The organism is Paenibacillus plantiphilus, from assembly GCF_927798095.1.
Lineage (GTDB): Bacteria > Bacillota > Bacilli > Paenibacillales > Paenibacillaceae > Paenibacillus_Z > Paenibacillus_Z plantiphilus.
The window spans coordinates 249,064-263,350 of record NZ_CAKMMF010000003.1 but is presented as its reverse complement, the minus strand read 5'-3'; the positions used below and the strand labels follow the sequence as shown (position 1 = coordinate 263,350).

Genomic DNA, 14,287 nt, shown 5'->3' with positions numbered 1-14,287 from the left:
AAAAAGATGATCATACACGATGTTTCCTTCGATGTGCGAGCAGGGGAAATATTCGGATTTCTTGGACCGAACGGCTCCGGCAAAACAACGACAATCCGCATGCTCGTAGGACTTATTAAGCCAACACAGGGCGAGATCCTTATTTGCGGCGACAATATTCAAAGGGATCCTGAGCAAGCGCTAAAGCATATTGGCTGTATTGTTGAGAACCCTGAAGTTTATTCGTATATGACCGGATGGGAGAACCTGGAGCATTTTGCCCGCATGCAGCGCGGTATTGATACTGCTCGCATTCAAGAGGTAGTTGAGATCGTGGGAATGGAGCAGCGCATTCATGACAAGGTGAAGACGTACTCGCTTGGGATGCGTCAACGCCTTGGCATCGCGCAGGCGCTTCTTGGACGCCCGAAGCTGCTAATTCTGGATGAGCCGACGAATGGACTGGACCCTAAAGGAATCAAGGAATTGCGCGAGTTCGTACGCATGCTCGCCAATCAAGGGATGAGCCTGTTTATTTCCAGCCATCTATTGAGCGAGATTCAGCTTATGTGCGACCGGGTAGCTATTATTAGCCACGGCAAGGTATTGGCTGTAGGAACTGTTGAAGAGCTGGTGAGTCAGGCTGGCGAATATGTTGTGTGGCAATTTGATCAGCCAGCAGCTGGCCGACGTTTTCTTGAAAGTGAAAAGGGCCTCCAGTTTATTGACGACAATGAGCATGTTATTGATGAGGGAATATTAGCGGGAATGAAGGGCGCGATCATTACGACTATGGATGTTGAGCGCATTCCTGCAGTAGTTGAGAAAGCAGTTGGAGCAGGCCTTGGCGTCCTTTCGGTACAGCGCATTGCGCCAACCTTGGAAGAGCTATTCTTGAAAATGACAGAGGGGGAGAGCATTGGATAGATTACTGCCACTCATACAGAATGAGACTTTGAAAATATGGAAGAAAAAACGGTTTTATGTCGTCATCCTCGTACTGCTTGTATTGATACCGATTTTTACCTATGCTCAGATGAAAATTTCGGAGAACAACGCCAAAAACTTCAAAGACTGGCGCAATCAGCTGGTTCAGCAGATTAATGATATGCAGAATGCGCTTTCTAGCGACCGGATACCGGAAGAATGGAAGAGATTCCGCCGCATCGCGGTCCAGCAGCTGCAATATTATTTGGACCAGAATGTAAATCCGAATTCACCGGATGGGGTTACCTTTACCCGTTCATTTATGGCGAGCTCGGTAACGCTGTTTTATCCGCTTCTTGTTCTAGCAATTGCATCGGATCTTGTATCGGGCGAGCGTTCCACTGGAACGATCAAGATGCTTCTTACGAGACCTGTCAGGAGGTGGAAAATATTATTTAGCAAGCTTGTCGCATTGACGCTGTATGTATCCTTAATTGTACTCACCAGCGGCATATTATGTTATTTAATATCAGGCGCATTATTCGGCTACGGCGGCTGGAATATGCCGATTTTCACCGGATTTGTCATTAACGGGGCTACAGTTGACAATACTTATGTCCATGCGGTTCCACAATGGCTGTACATGCTCATGCAATCAGGACTAATCTGGTTTTCCTCCATGACTGTTGCTATATTAGCTCTAATGGTTTCCGTACTGGTGAGAAGTACGGCTGCAAGCATCGTAACGATGATGGCTGCAGTTATCGCCGGAACGATTCTGTCGAGCATGTCCTCGTCCTGGGAAAGCGCCAAATATGTGTTTGCAGTAAACCTGCAATTGACCGATTATTTGCGAGGCTCGCCGCCGCCGATAGAAGGGATGACACTGACGTTCTCACTCCTTACGCTTGCGGTTTGGGCAATCGGCGCACTGATCGTTTCGTTCAGAGTCTTTACGAAACAGGACATCTTGAATTAAAATAGGCTGGGTAGCGATTGAAGCACTGAATGTGATCGATTAAGGTGAATATAGATAATGATCCAAGTGGGGCAAGCTGATCTTACGAACAGTTGCCCCATCATCACTACATCCTTTACCATTCGAATAAAGTACTATAAGCTTGTTGGGATGGCTGTTGCACAGAAAACTTAGCGCTTACGATGCAAGTTTTCTGCTTGCACAGTAGTATAATCAAGAAGTTGCGCAGAAAACTAAGCGTATGCTTACGAAGCGAGTTTTCTGCTTGCACAGTAGTATAATCAAAGAAGTTGCGCAGAAAACTTAGCGAATGCTTACGAAGCGAGTTTTCTGCTTGCAAGTAGCTTAATCAAGAAGTTGCGCAGAAAACTTTTAGGAGGACCAGTATGTCAGAGCAGTTGGATTTGTTTGCGGGGAAGTCTACTTCGGCCATTGATCGTAATTATGAAGCCGATGACATTCAAGTGCTGGAGGGACTTACCGCTGTCCGCAAACGACCCGGGATGTATATCGGCAGCACGAGCACCTCAGGATTGCATCACCTCGTATGGGAAATTGTCGACAATGCGGTTGACGAGCACTTGGCTAAATTCTGCTCGGCAATTGAAGTTGTTATCCACAATGACGGCTCGGTGATGGTTCGAGATAATGGACGCGGCATTCCTACTGGCATTCACAAGACCGGTATTCCAACACCACAAGTTGTGTTTACGATCCTGCATGCTGGCGGCAAGTTCGGCGGCAGCGGATATAAGAAGTCGGGCGGTCTTCATGGTGTCGGCGCTTCTGTAACCAATGCCCTGTCCGAATGGCTGGAAGTCGAAATTTTCCGTGATGGCAAAATCCATAAGCAGCGATTCGAATATTGGGTCGATGCGAATGGCAAGGAGCATGTCGGAGAGCCTACGACCGGTCTTGAGATTACAGGCAATACGAACCGGACAGGCACGAAGGTAACGTTCAAGCCGGATTCTCGTGTTTTTCACGGCAATGTCTCGATCAATTACGATACCTTGTCCGAACGGCTTCAGGAGATTGCTTTTCTGAATTCAGGCTTGAAGGTTATGGTGAAGGACGAACGAAGCGGCAAACAGGATGTTTTTCATTACGAGGGCGGGGCCAGGCAATTCGTTCAGTTTCTAAATGAAGAGAAAACGGTGCTGCATGATGTTATTCATTTCACCGCTGAACGGGATGAGATCGAGGTTGAGGTTGCCATGCAGTACAATGACGGTTATACGGAGACGATTGCTTCCTTCGTTAACTCGATTCCGACTCGCGGAGGCGGTACGCATGAGACTGGCTTTAGAACGGCTTATACCCGGGTAATGAACGATTATGCGCGCAAGAACAACCTGCTCAAGGAGAAAGAAAAGAACCTTGAAGGCAATGATTTGCGTGAAGGCATGATGGCTGTCATTAATATTAAGATGTCAGAAGTAGAGTTTGTCGGGCAAACGAAGGACCAGCTCGGCAGCGCCTCAGCTAGAAGTGTTGTTGATGCTATCGTATCGGATAAAATGCAGGTTTTTCTTGAGGAGAATCCTCAGGTCGCGCAAATGCTGCTTAAGAAGTCCATTCAAGCCTCCAAAGCGCGGGAAGCAGCCCGTAAGGCGCGGGAGGAGATCCGCAGCGGGAAGAAGAAGAGCGAAAGCTCCAATCTTGGCGGCAAGCTGACGCCAGCGCAATCCAAGGATGTAACACGAACAGAGCTGTTCATCGTCGAAGGCGACTCTGCTGGAGGTTCGGCGAAGCAAGGACGAGATTCCAAGTATCAGGCTATATTGCCGCTCAAAGGAAAACCGATGAACCCCGAGAAGGCAAAGCTTATTGATATTCTCAAAAACGATGAATATAAGGCGATAATCGCAGCGATCGGCGCTGGAATTGGACCGGAATTCGATGCGGAATCGTGTAACTATAGCAAAATTATTATTATGACAGACGCTGATACAGATGGCGCGCATATTCAAGTGCTGCTGCTGACCTTTTTCTACAGATATATGAAGCCGCTTATAGATTCGGGGCGTGTCTTTATCGCACAGCCGCCGCTTTATAAAATTTCTCGCAAGTCCGGCAAGCTGGTCACGGTTCGTTATGCCTGGACAGATGATCAATTGCAAAATTATTTGAAGGAATTTGGCAAGCAATTCGAGCTGCAGCGTTATAAAGGATTGGGAGAGATGAATCCTGACCAGCTGTGGGAGACGACGATGAATCCTGAATCCAGAACGCTGCTGCAGGTTGGGATTGAGGATGCCGCTAAAGCGGAGCGCCGTGTATCGACGCTCATGGGCGACAAGGTTGATCCTCGCAAACGATGGATTGTCGAAAATGTTGACTTTACGGAATATGCTGAATAGAGTATGCTTTCGAAGCAGTTTTCTGCTTGCAGAGCAGATTACTCATGTAGATAATAAGCAGAAAACTTTTAGGAGAGATAAGCGGTATGAGCATCCTGGAACAGTTTTTGCCAGCGTTTCTGGAGGAGGTTGTTGGTGACCGATTCGGACGCTACTCCAAATACATCATTCAGGACCGCGCCATTCCCGACGTTCGCGACGGATTAAAGCCGGTACAGCGGCGTATTTTGTACGCTATGTATGATGCAGGCAATACGCCTGATAAGCAATATCGCAAATCGGCCAAAACGGTCGGCGACGTTATGGGTAATTACCATCCGCACGGCGATTCCTCGATCTATGAGGGGATGGTTCGGATGGCGCAGCCATGGAAGATGGGACATGTACTTGTTGACGGTCATGGCAACTGGGGATCGCTAGATGATGATCCCGCTGCTGCGATGCGTTATACGGAAGCGCGGCTATCAAGCATTGCGATGGAGCTGCTGCGAGATATTGAGAAACGAACGGTCTTATTCAAAGACAATTTCGATAATTCAACCAAAGAACCAGTCGTTCTGCCTGCCCGTTACCCGAATCTTCTCGTCAATGGGGTAAGCGGTATTTCGGCTGGCTTTGCAACGGAAATCCCGTCTCACAACCTGCGAGAAGTCATTGATGCTTGTGTCGCTTTAATGGATAAGCCTGAGCTAGAGCTTGATCAGCTGATGACGATTGTAAGGGGACCAGACTTCCCAACCGGCGGCCTCATTATGGGCGGAGAAGGCATTCGAGATGCATATGCTACGGGCAAGGGACGCATTTATATCCGTTCAAAATCATTTATTGATGATCTCAAGGGCGGCCGTCAGCAAATTGTCATTACGGAGATTCCTTATCAGGTTGTAAAATCGCGGCTTGTTACTGCGATGGAAAATATCCGGCTGGAGAAGCGCGTCGAAGGAATTGCCGAGGTTCGCGACGAGAGCGGACGCAATGGGCTCCGAATTGTTGTCGAGCTGAAGAAAGATGCCGATGCGCAGGGCATACTCGCCTATCTGTTGAAGAAGACGGATTTGCAGGTTGCTTATAATTTCAATATGGTGGCGATCGTTAACAAAACACCGAAGCAGCTGGGACTGAAGGACATTCTGGAAGCCTATATTAACCATCAGAAGGAAGTCGTCACCTTCCGTACGCAATTCGAGCTGGAGAAGGCAGAGGACCGCGCTCATGTTGTAGAAGGGCTTGTCAAAGCGCTTAATCTGCTGGATGAGATCATCGCAACGATTAAGGCTTCGAAGAATCGTCAGGATGCGCAAAATAATTTGGTGGAGAAATTCACCTTCACCGAACGGCAAGCGGATGCCATACTAACTCTCCAATTGTATCGATTGACGAATCTCGAAATAACGTCGCTGGAGAAGGAATTAAAAGATATTATGAAGCGGATCGCATATTTGCGTTCTATTCTCGACAGTGAGAAGAAGCTTCTTGGCGTCATCAAGGATGAGCTTGCTGAAATCCGGGAGAAATACGGCATCGACCGCCGCTCGGATATTCAAGGCGAGGTTGAGGAACTCAAGGTAAATCTTGAAGTAATCGTGCCAGCAGAGGATGTATTCGTGACTCTTAGTCAAGAGGGGTATATTAAGCGTACATCGAAGCTATCGTTCGTGCGTTCAGGAGGAGAGCTTGGCAGCGCTGGCGTGAAGGAAGGCGATGTCATTCGCGATCTTCTGGATGTGAATACGATAGACCAGCTTCTGCTGTTTACCCGCAAAGGACAATATTATCAGCTGCCTGTTCATCTTATTCCTGAATTCAAGTGGAAGGATACTGGGACCGCAGTCGTTAATGTTGTTCCTATTCCTAAGGATGACAGCATCGTCAGCATTATTCCGGTCAAGGATTTTGAAGATGCGACTCGCTCCATCGTTTTTATTACGAAACGCGGTCAGGTGAAGCGAACAGAGATGAAAGAGTACAAGTCTTCGCGCTCCACTGCAATTGCCGCTGTGAAGCTCGTCGATGGCGATGAAGTCATTCGTGTAGGAGTCAGCGACAATAGCAAGGAGCTTATTCTTGTCAGCTCGAACGGCATGTGTATTCGTTTCGCTGAGAATGAAGTGAATCCGATGGGACGCGTTGCCGCTGGTGTGAGAGGTATTATGTTGAAGGCAGAGGATGAACTTGTTGCTGCTGAATGGGTTTATGGGGACGAGGGAGAATTGCTTGTCCTTACTGAGCTCGGGTATGCAAAACGAACGCTCCTGCTGGAATACCCTGTGCAGGGACGGGGCGGCAAAGGTGTAGCCTCCTTCGGATTCAAAGAGGGGAAACGAGTCCGTTCCAATGGCGAGAGGTTGATCGGCGCATTCTACTGCAAGGAAGAACGTGAATTAATGTTCATTACCGGTTCTGGTACGCATATGACTGCATCAACGGAAAAAGCGCCGATTGAAGACCACAAATCAACGGGCAAAGCGATTGCGGCAGTCGATAAGAAAGATGTTATCGTAACGGCTTTTGCAAGAACGGACATATAATCGTTAATCGAAAGGCTGATGGGGCGGGTCAATCCGCTCCAGCATGTTCACCATCATTTCAAGCACGACCCACAGTGGAACCGACTCATCCAGACGGTTCAGCCGCTGTGGGTCTTTTAGTACGCCGGCATCAACAAGCTTCTGAACGAGCTCCATCCTGTTAGTATCCATAGCATTCACTCTCCCGTCTTCTTTTTCGTCATGTGCTGCCGCCTATAGGAGCAGTTTATGTCTAACGATGTCAAAGGGTTCGATTTTGTATCATTTAATGGCGCATAATATTAACTGTATTAACCTTTAATTCGACATTGCAGAGTGGTATAATGGAAAGAAAGTGATAAGTTGACGGGGAGCGGATGTCGTGATGGTAGCGGTGGAATTTGGCCGATTATGGTCCAAGCTAACGAAGGACTGGAAGATGCATTTGGAGGATTCATTGGCACCGGGACTTACGGAGGGGCAGTTGAATGTACTGGAGCTTCTGCTGGTGCATCAGCCAATGAAGCCATCTGATTTACTGGTGTTCTTGTCAACGACGCCTGCAGCGATAACAACACTGCTTGATCGCATGGAGCGGGGAGGTCTAGTGTCCCGCAATCGTGATGATAATGATCGCAGAATCGTATGGGTGACGGTCACGGAGAAAGGGAACACGGAAGCTATTCGCGGTATGGAAATTCGTGATGCGTATATAGGCGAAGCGCTCGATCGTATCTCTGTCCATAATCAACAGCTGCTCGTATATTTGCTGGGCAAGGTTGCTAATTCATAGTTGCAGCTCGCTGGATCGCTTATTTGTCCCCGTATAAGGGGCTGTCTAGAAAGTCGTTTAATGATATCAGAGTCTCCACTAAGCCCCCCTATATATGATGAAAAGATGCTTACAGACCCACTAATATAGTGGTTTTGGAGGCATCTTTTCATATCATTTGGGACCGACTCCGACTCATTGAATATTGGAGCTTTGCGGACAGCTCCGTTCCCAGAATATTTCTCCTTGCGGCAATAGTCGAAAGAAGGGCTAGGACGATTTCACATCTGTAAGAAGGTTTTTCAGTGTTACAGCGGTCCTCGCTCCAAGTTTCCGAGCTGTAAAGCGGTTTTTCCGCCTTATGGAGATGGTTGAAGAGCAATCTGCGAGGTCTTGCCATCTGTAAGAAGGTTTTTCAGTGTTACAGCGGTTCTCGCTCCAAGTTTCCGAGCTGTAAAGCGGTTTTTCCGCCTTATGGAGATGGTTGAAGAGCAATCTGCGAGGTCTTGCCATCTGAAAGAAGGTTTTTCAGCGTTACAGCGTTCCTCGCTCCAAGTTTCCGAGCTGTAAAGCGGTTTTTCCGCCTTATGGAGATGGCTGAAGAGCAATCTGCGAGGTCTTGCCCTCTGTAAGAGGGTTTTTCAGCGTTACAGCGTTCTTCGCTCCAAGTTTCCGAGCTGTAAAGCGGTTTTTCCGCCTTATGGAGATGGCTGAAGAGCAATCTGCGAGGTCTTGCCATCTGCAAGAAGAGAAGGTTTCAGCGTTCCTTGATTTTCTTCACGTTACAGCACGCCTTGCTCCACGTTCCCGAGCTGTAGCGCTTTGTGCGAACAAATGCAGATTTAATTGCGAAAGGGCTGTGTCAAAGTAGCGAACTACGTTGACACAGCCCTTTAATCCCATTAGGATTCTGTTGCGTTCATGGCAACAGGCTTGATAGCCATACTTTGGAGCCGTTTGGTCAGAATGGATAGATTGCGTTTGATTTCCTTGTAATCGGCAGCTGTTAATCCTTTCGTATGACCCTTCTCAAGCGACTGCTCCATCGGGAGAATTTGATAGTGGTTGGCCTTGTTCTTCTTTACTCGGTGAACCCATGTTGGGACCGCTTCGATATCGCCAATTGTTGTATGATTGGCCGCATGGTCCTTATGAATATGGACCTTGAAGATAACTCCGCAGTCCTTCGTATCTCCCCGCTGATTGGAAATGAAATTGCCCATGGAATAGATAATAAGTCCGCGTCTGACGGAGCCGTCAGCTTCGGTTACCTCTACCGTTTCATAAGGCTGAACGACATGTGTATGAGCGCCTGCGATAATATCTGCACCTGCTGCGATCAGCTTGCGGGCGAGCTTCTTCTGTGTATCATTGGGAGTCAATTGATATTCGACGCCAAAATGAAGTGCAACTGTAATAAAGTCCGCCCCTGCTTCACGGAGCCGTTTAATATCTCGTATGATTGCCTTTTCATCGATTAACGCGACAGAATAGGGCTTGCCTTTGGGCAGTGCAATGCCATTCGTGCCATAGGTATATGCAAGCAGTCCCATCTTGATGCCTTGACGCTCAACGATAGTCAGCTTGTCTGCTTCGGCTTTGGAACGGGCGGTCCCTTTAGTCGTGAATCCTTGCTTCTCCAAATGCTGAAGTGTTCGCTTGATGCCTTCCGCTCCACGATCCAGGGAATGGTTATTCGCATTCGTTACGACGTTGAACCCGGCGTATTTAAGCGCTTCAGCCAGCTCGCTTGGGGCATTGAAGCGGGGGTAGCCTGAGTAGCCCAAATCTTTGGTGGAGATAGGGGTTTCGAGATTTGCCAGCGACCAATCCCCTTGCTCCAATATTGGCTTTACTTTTTCAAAGAACGGATTAAAGTTATATCGCTTGGTGGTCTTGTTATAATAAGCCGGGAGCTGAGGCATGTGCATCATTATATCGCCAACAGCTACCCAAAGCGCATCAGAGGAGCCAGTCTTCCCAGGCTTCTTGTCAGGTTCAGGCTTTGATCCGAGATCAATAGGCTGCTTGTCTGAAACAGACTCTGATCCGGGTTCCGCTTCTGTCCCATGCTCTTGACTGAGTTGGTCGGCTGCGATATCCGGTTTGTCGGAAGGTTTCTCAGATGTCCGGGACTGTGCGTCTACACACCCCGTCAATAATACGGTTATTAGTAATGCTGCGACTAGCAATCGCATCGCTCGCATCATTCTGTACTACCTGACGGTAAAATTTGCAATGCAAGGGCATAGTCTTCATCGCTGAAGCGTGACCATGGCGATGCAGATGGAGGTGCGGATTGAATGGTCAACCAATCCTTCGATACGGGATGCGCAACTCCGATTGAAGCAGACCATAAGGCGATGTCAAGCTGTCCCTCTATAGGAGGAGCGCCGTATTTGCGGTCATATAGCAGCGGGCAGCCGATAGCCGCCATCTGTGCTCGAATCTGATGGGGGCGTCCTGTCAGCAGCTCGACTGCAACGAGTGAGTATTGTCCTTGGACAGCTGCGACTGCATAGTGCAGCAAAGCTTCTTTGGCGCCCTCAACGGGCTTATGATGTACGGTAACGATATTGCGAGCAGCATCCTTGCGCAGATAGTGCCGCAAACGGCCTTGTGCCTGCGCTGGAGAGCCGTGGACGATAGCCAGATATCTTTTGTCAAATGAGCGGCTGCGGACTGATTCCGAGAGCCGCGAGGCAGCCTTGGAGGTTTTGGCGAACAGCATCGCCCCCCCGACAGGCCTGTCCAGACGATGGACAAGCCCTACGAATACATTGCCGGGTTTGGAGTAGCGCTCTTTAATGTCCGCCTTCAGCAGTGTGACCATATCAGGCTCTAGCGTATCATCAGCTTGTGACAATATGCCCGGAGGCTTGACGACCGCGAGCAGATGATTGTCCTCATACAGGATATTCAGCTTCATGTTGGTTGTCGAGCGCTCATCATTGGCCATTCTACTTAGCCTCCCAGCGACCCAATATGCCGCAAGGCAATGTCAAGCCGGATGCTGTAATGGGGAGTCCGATCTCCCCGCAGTGTATCTCGCCGCCATGCTTTTGCCCGACTGTCATATGCAGCAGATTGTGCAAGACAGAGGGAGACAACCCTGTTGTGTAGGAGTTGATAAGCATGAACAGCGGGTCAGGTGACAGAATCGTGGAGCAGAAGGCAAGGAAGGGATATAAGTCCTGCTCCAGCTTCCACATCTCTCCGTTAGGGCCGCGACCGTAGGAGGGAGGGTCCATAATAATGGCGTCATATTGACGTCCGCGTCGCTGCTCACGCTGTACGAACTTGAATACATCATCGGTTATGTACCGTATAGGGCGATTCTCTAGTCCGGACAGCTGCGCGTTCTCCTTCGCCCATTGCACCATTCCCTTGGCGGCATCGACATGGCAAACTTCGGCCCCTGCTGCTGCTGCTGCGATTGTAGCTCCGCCTGTATAGGCGAATAAATTCAAAACCCGAATCGGCCGTCCGGCGCTGCGGATTTTGTCCATCATCCAGCTCCAGTTCACTGCCTGCTCGGGGAATAGTCCGGTATGTTTAAAGCTTGTAGGCTTGATATGAAACTTTAACTCGCCGTAGGAGACCGTCCAGCGCTCCGGCATTTTCGTGCGGAACTGCCAGTCGCCACCGCCTGAGGAGCTCCTGTGATAGTGACCGTCGGCGGTTGTCCAATGTCCGGTTTCATTCGATATCGGCCAGATGACTTGCGGGTCAGGTCTTCTTAATATGTATGAGCCCCAACGCTCCAGCTTCTCTCCGTTGCCTGTATCCAGCAATTCATAGTCTTTCCATTGATTAGCGATGTACATGAGTATTTCCTTCCTTGAGGCTGAATTTATAGCCGACACCGCGAACCGTTGTGATGTAGAGCGGATTCGTCGGATCGATCTCGATTTTTTTGCGCAGGTTGCTGATATGAACCATCAGCGTCCTCGTATCGCCCATGCTGTCATGGCCCCATACGAGGGTATACAAATCATCCAGTGGAAATGCCCGGTTAGGAGCTAGGGCAAGCTGTACAAGCAGCTCGAATTCCTTGGTGGACAAGGAAATCTCATTCTCCCGTACAAGCACAGTCCGTGCTGGAATGTCGATGACGAGGCCGTCAAAGGTAAGCACTTCCTCCACTACGATCACGGTTTTGCTTTGATCGATTACGGCTTGCCTGCGCAGATGCGCCTTGACGCGGGCAACGAGCTGGCTCGGACTGAACGGCTTGGTCATATAATCATCGCCGCCGACTGTCAGACCGTGTATAATGTCGGTATCATCATTCATGCAGCTAATGAACAGGATTGGGACCCCGGAGTCCGTTCGTATTTTTTTGCATACTTCGATCCCGTCAAGATTTTTAAGCTGTATGTCCAGTATAATCAAGTCTGGCTTGAGCTCCTCAGCAAGCAGGATCGCATCTTCGCCGTTATCCGTGGAATGAACGTCGAAGCCATCACGCTCCAGATAGAGTGTGATCAATTCGGTTATGTCTGGTTCATCATCTACGACCAATATTTTATTTGTAGTCATCTCTAGCCCCCCTATTGCACTGAAGTTTCGCTTCATTGCTTCGGCATATTCTGCAGTCTTCCCCGACTATTATATCGAATAGAGGGAGGGATGGGCAATCGACGTTTTTTTATAGGAGGTAATCGCAATTCGTCATCTCATTTCAACCATGTGCATCGTTATGTTTATGATCGCTTTATGCAGCAGCTGCACAGTGTCTTCCACCCAGGTGAAGCCGAAAGCTGTCAAGGGGGAGCTGGACCTTAGCAACTGGTCTTTTCAACAAGACGGGGCGATTAATTTGACCGGAGAATGGGCCTTCTATGGTCAGGAGCTGCTCAATGCCAATGAGGCATTCAGGGAGCAGAATATCCGTTATGCGAATGTCCCAGGATCATGGAACAGCTATCCGGAGAGCTTCGGCGTGAAGAGCGGACAAGGCTATGCTACCTATCGGCTTACGGTGTGGATCGAACCGACAGCAAATGTATTGGCGCTACGCATGCCCAATATATCAAGCTCGTATAAGCTTTGGATTAACGGCAATCCATTAGCAACTGTCGGTTTAGTCGGTACGAGTTCAGAGACAGCGAGCGCCGAGCAGTTCCCGCGAATTGTCTCGTTCGATGGAAGAACCGATCGCTTGGAAATCGTTGTGCAAGTATCCAATTTCCAGCACCGCAAAGGCGGTATTTGGCTCGATATCAAGCTGGGGGACAGCAGTGATATTGTTGGTTCACAGCTGCGCTCATCGGCTCAGGATATGATTATTCTCGGCAGCCTGTTCATCATCGGGATTTATCATATCGGCTTGTATGCGTTCCGGCGGCGGGAGCAGTTCACCCTTTATTTTGGCCTGCTATGTCTGCTCGTTGCGACCCGGATCGGGGTTACAGGCGAAGGGTATTTGCTGCAGTCCTTTCCATTCATTTCGTGGGAGGCCGGACTTAAGATCGAATACATATCGTTTGCTTTCAGCGCGGTTACCGGATATTTGTATGTGTACAGATTGTTCCCGTATGACATGCCTAAGATCTTGAAGCGGCTTGTAATAGGGGTGGGCAGTCTGCTGTCACTGTATGTGCTGGCCTTTCCTGCCATTGTGTACTCCAAAATGCTGATCGCTTATCAGTTGTTTGTCATGCTTGTCGGCATCTATCTGCTTGTTGTACTCATTCTTGCAGTTGTGCGCAAACGGGAGGGAGCTCCTTACGTACTGGCAGGACTTACGGTGTTTGTATTGGCCGTGCTGAACGACATGCTATTCTATAATGAATGGAGCAAATTCAACAATCAGCAGCTTGTGCCGCTTGGATTATTTTTCTTCATTCTGATGCAGTCGTTTATTATTTCATCGCGCTTCTCCAGCGCGCTGCACCGTGTTGAGCAGGTATCTCATGAGCTCCGTGAACTGAACACTCATCTGGAGGATCGAATAGAAGAACGTACGGAAGCGCTTCGAGGGGCGAATGAGACGTTGGAGCGGGCCAACAGTGAGCTGGCGAAGATGGAAAATTCACGAAGACAATTAATGACGAACATCTCGCATGATCTGGGAACGCCAATGACGCTGTTGCAAGGTTATTTGGAGGCGATGAAGGACGGAATGGTGACAACCGATGAGCAGCGCAATAAATATGTCCGTATGATGCTCGGTAAAGTAGGCGGAGTCAATCGGCTTATCCGCGACCTGTTCGAGCTGTCGAAGCTGGAGGCTGGGCAATTAATGTTTGATTATATCCATGTCCAATTGAAGGATTGGATGGAGCGGCATCGCGAGCAATTCGAGATGGATGTGCGCGCTAAAGGCTTGCGATTCGAAAGTGAGTATGAACAGGACCCCTCAGGAAAGCAGCAGGTGGATGTAGCGGGCGTAATGCTGCGGATGGACTTGTTCCGAATGGATCAGGTCATTGCGAATATTATTTATAATGCTATCAAGCATACGGGGGAGGGCGGCAAAATTAAACTGACCTATTCGTACGAGCTTGAATCCAGTCGTGTAATCGTGCGGGTGAGAGATACGGGCAGCGGAATCGAAGCCGAACATTTGCCGCATATTTTCGATCGGTTCTATAAGAAAGAAATGTCGCGCAATTCAGCAGACGGGGGCAGTGGGCTTGGACTGGCAATCGCCAAAGAAATTGTCGAAGCGCACAAGGGAAAGATTGAAGCGGAAAGCGTCCCCGCAGAGGGCACAGTTATTTGGATCTCATTGCCTGCTTCGCTGCAAGTGTAA

General features: G+C 49.0%; 11 protein-coding genes. 6 read left to right on the top strand and 5 right to left on the bottom strand.

The genetic code is table 11. The features are described from left to right. The first annotated feature begins 6 nt into the window (after nt 1-6). From L6H65_RS03785 to gyrA, 4 genes are all read left to right on the top strand, one after another. Nucleotides 7-906 carry an ABC transporter ATP-binding protein gene (locus tag L6H65_RS03785; protein WP_236339121.1) on the top strand — a complete coding sequence of 300 codons (900 nt, stop codon included), beginning with the start codon at nt 7-9 and terminating at the stop codon, nt 904-906. Continuing rightward, nucleotides 899-1,885 (top strand): ABC transporter permease, encoded by a 987-nt coding sequence (locus L6H65_RS03780; RefSeq protein WP_236339076.1) that lies wholly within the window; start codon nt 899-901, stop codon nt 1,883-1,885. The genes L6H65_RS03785 and L6H65_RS03780 overlap by 8 nt, the downstream gene beginning before the upstream one ends. 386 nt (nt 1,886-2,271) lie before the next feature. After that, nucleotides 2,272-4,248 carry a DNA topoisomerase IV subunit B gene (gene parE / locus L6H65_RS03775; protein WP_236339074.1) on the top strand — a complete coding sequence of 659 codons (1,977 nt, stop codon included), beginning with the start codon at nt 2,272-2,274 and terminating at the stop codon, nt 4,246-4,248. 86 nt (nt 4,249-4,334) lie between these two features. Next, nucleotides 4,335-6,776 carry a DNA gyrase subunit A gene (gyrA, locus tag L6H65_RS03770; protein ID WP_236339073.1) on the top strand — a complete coding sequence of 814 codons (2,442 nt, stop codon included), beginning with the start codon at nt 4,335-4,337 and terminating at the stop codon, nt 6,774-6,776. A 3-nt stretch (nt 6,777-6,779) separates the two neighbouring features. On the opposite strand, the gene L6H65_RS03765 is transcribed toward gyrA, so the two are convergent. Next, the gene (locus tag L6H65_RS03765) at nt 6,780-6,947 is read right to left on the bottom strand and encodes a hypothetical protein (RefSeq protein WP_236339072.1); all 168 of its coding nucleotides are present in this window, start codon (nt 6,945-6,947) and stop codon (nt 6,780-6,782) included. A 193-nt stretch (nt 6,948-7,140) separates the two neighbouring features. Between L6H65_RS03765 and L6H65_RS03760 the strand changes: the two genes are divergently transcribed. Further along, nucleotides 7,141-7,548, top strand: coding sequence for a MarR family winged helix-turn-helix transcriptional regulator (locus tag L6H65_RS03760; protein WP_236339120.1), 408 nt, complete (start codon nt 7,141-7,143; stop codon nt 7,546-7,548). 881 nt (nt 7,549-8,429) lie between these two features. On the opposite strand, the gene L6H65_RS03755 is transcribed toward L6H65_RS03760, so the two are convergent. The 4 genes from L6H65_RS03755 to L6H65_RS03740 are packed head-to-tail and all read right to left on the bottom strand — an operon-like array spanning nt 8,430 to nt 12,069. Continuing rightward, complete coding sequence (locus L6H65_RS03755; protein ID WP_236339071.1) at nt 8,430-9,737, bottom strand: CapA family protein; 1,308 nt, start codon at nt 9,735-9,737, stop codon at nt 8,430-8,432. Continuing rightward, nucleotides 9,734-10,486, bottom strand: coding sequence for an RluA family pseudouridine synthase (locus L6H65_RS03750; RefSeq protein ID WP_236339070.1), 753 nt, complete (start codon nt 10,484-10,486; stop codon nt 9,734-9,736). Before L6H65_RS03750 ends, L6H65_RS03755 begins: the two co-directional genes overlap by 4 nt. Before the next feature lies 1 nt (nt 10,487). Continuing rightward, entirely contained in the window at nt 10,488-11,354 is an 867-nt protein-coding gene (locus L6H65_RS03745) for a class I SAM-dependent methyltransferase (protein ID WP_236339069.1), read from the bottom strand. Continuing rightward, nucleotides 11,341-12,069 carry a response regulator gene (locus L6H65_RS03740; RefSeq protein ID WP_236339068.1) on the bottom strand — a complete coding sequence of 243 codons (729 nt, stop codon included), beginning with the start codon at nt 12,067-12,069 and terminating at the stop codon, nt 11,341-11,343. The genes L6H65_RS03745 and L6H65_RS03740 overlap by 14 nt, the downstream gene beginning before the upstream one ends. Before the next feature lie 193 nt (nt 12,070-12,262). On the opposite strand from L6H65_RS03740, the gene L6H65_RS03735 reads away from it, so the two are divergent. Further along, nucleotides 12,263-14,287, top strand: a complete 2,025-nt coding sequence (locus tag L6H65_RS03735; RefSeq protein WP_236339067.1) for an ATP-binding protein — start codon at nt 12,263-12,265, stop codon at nt 14,285-14,287.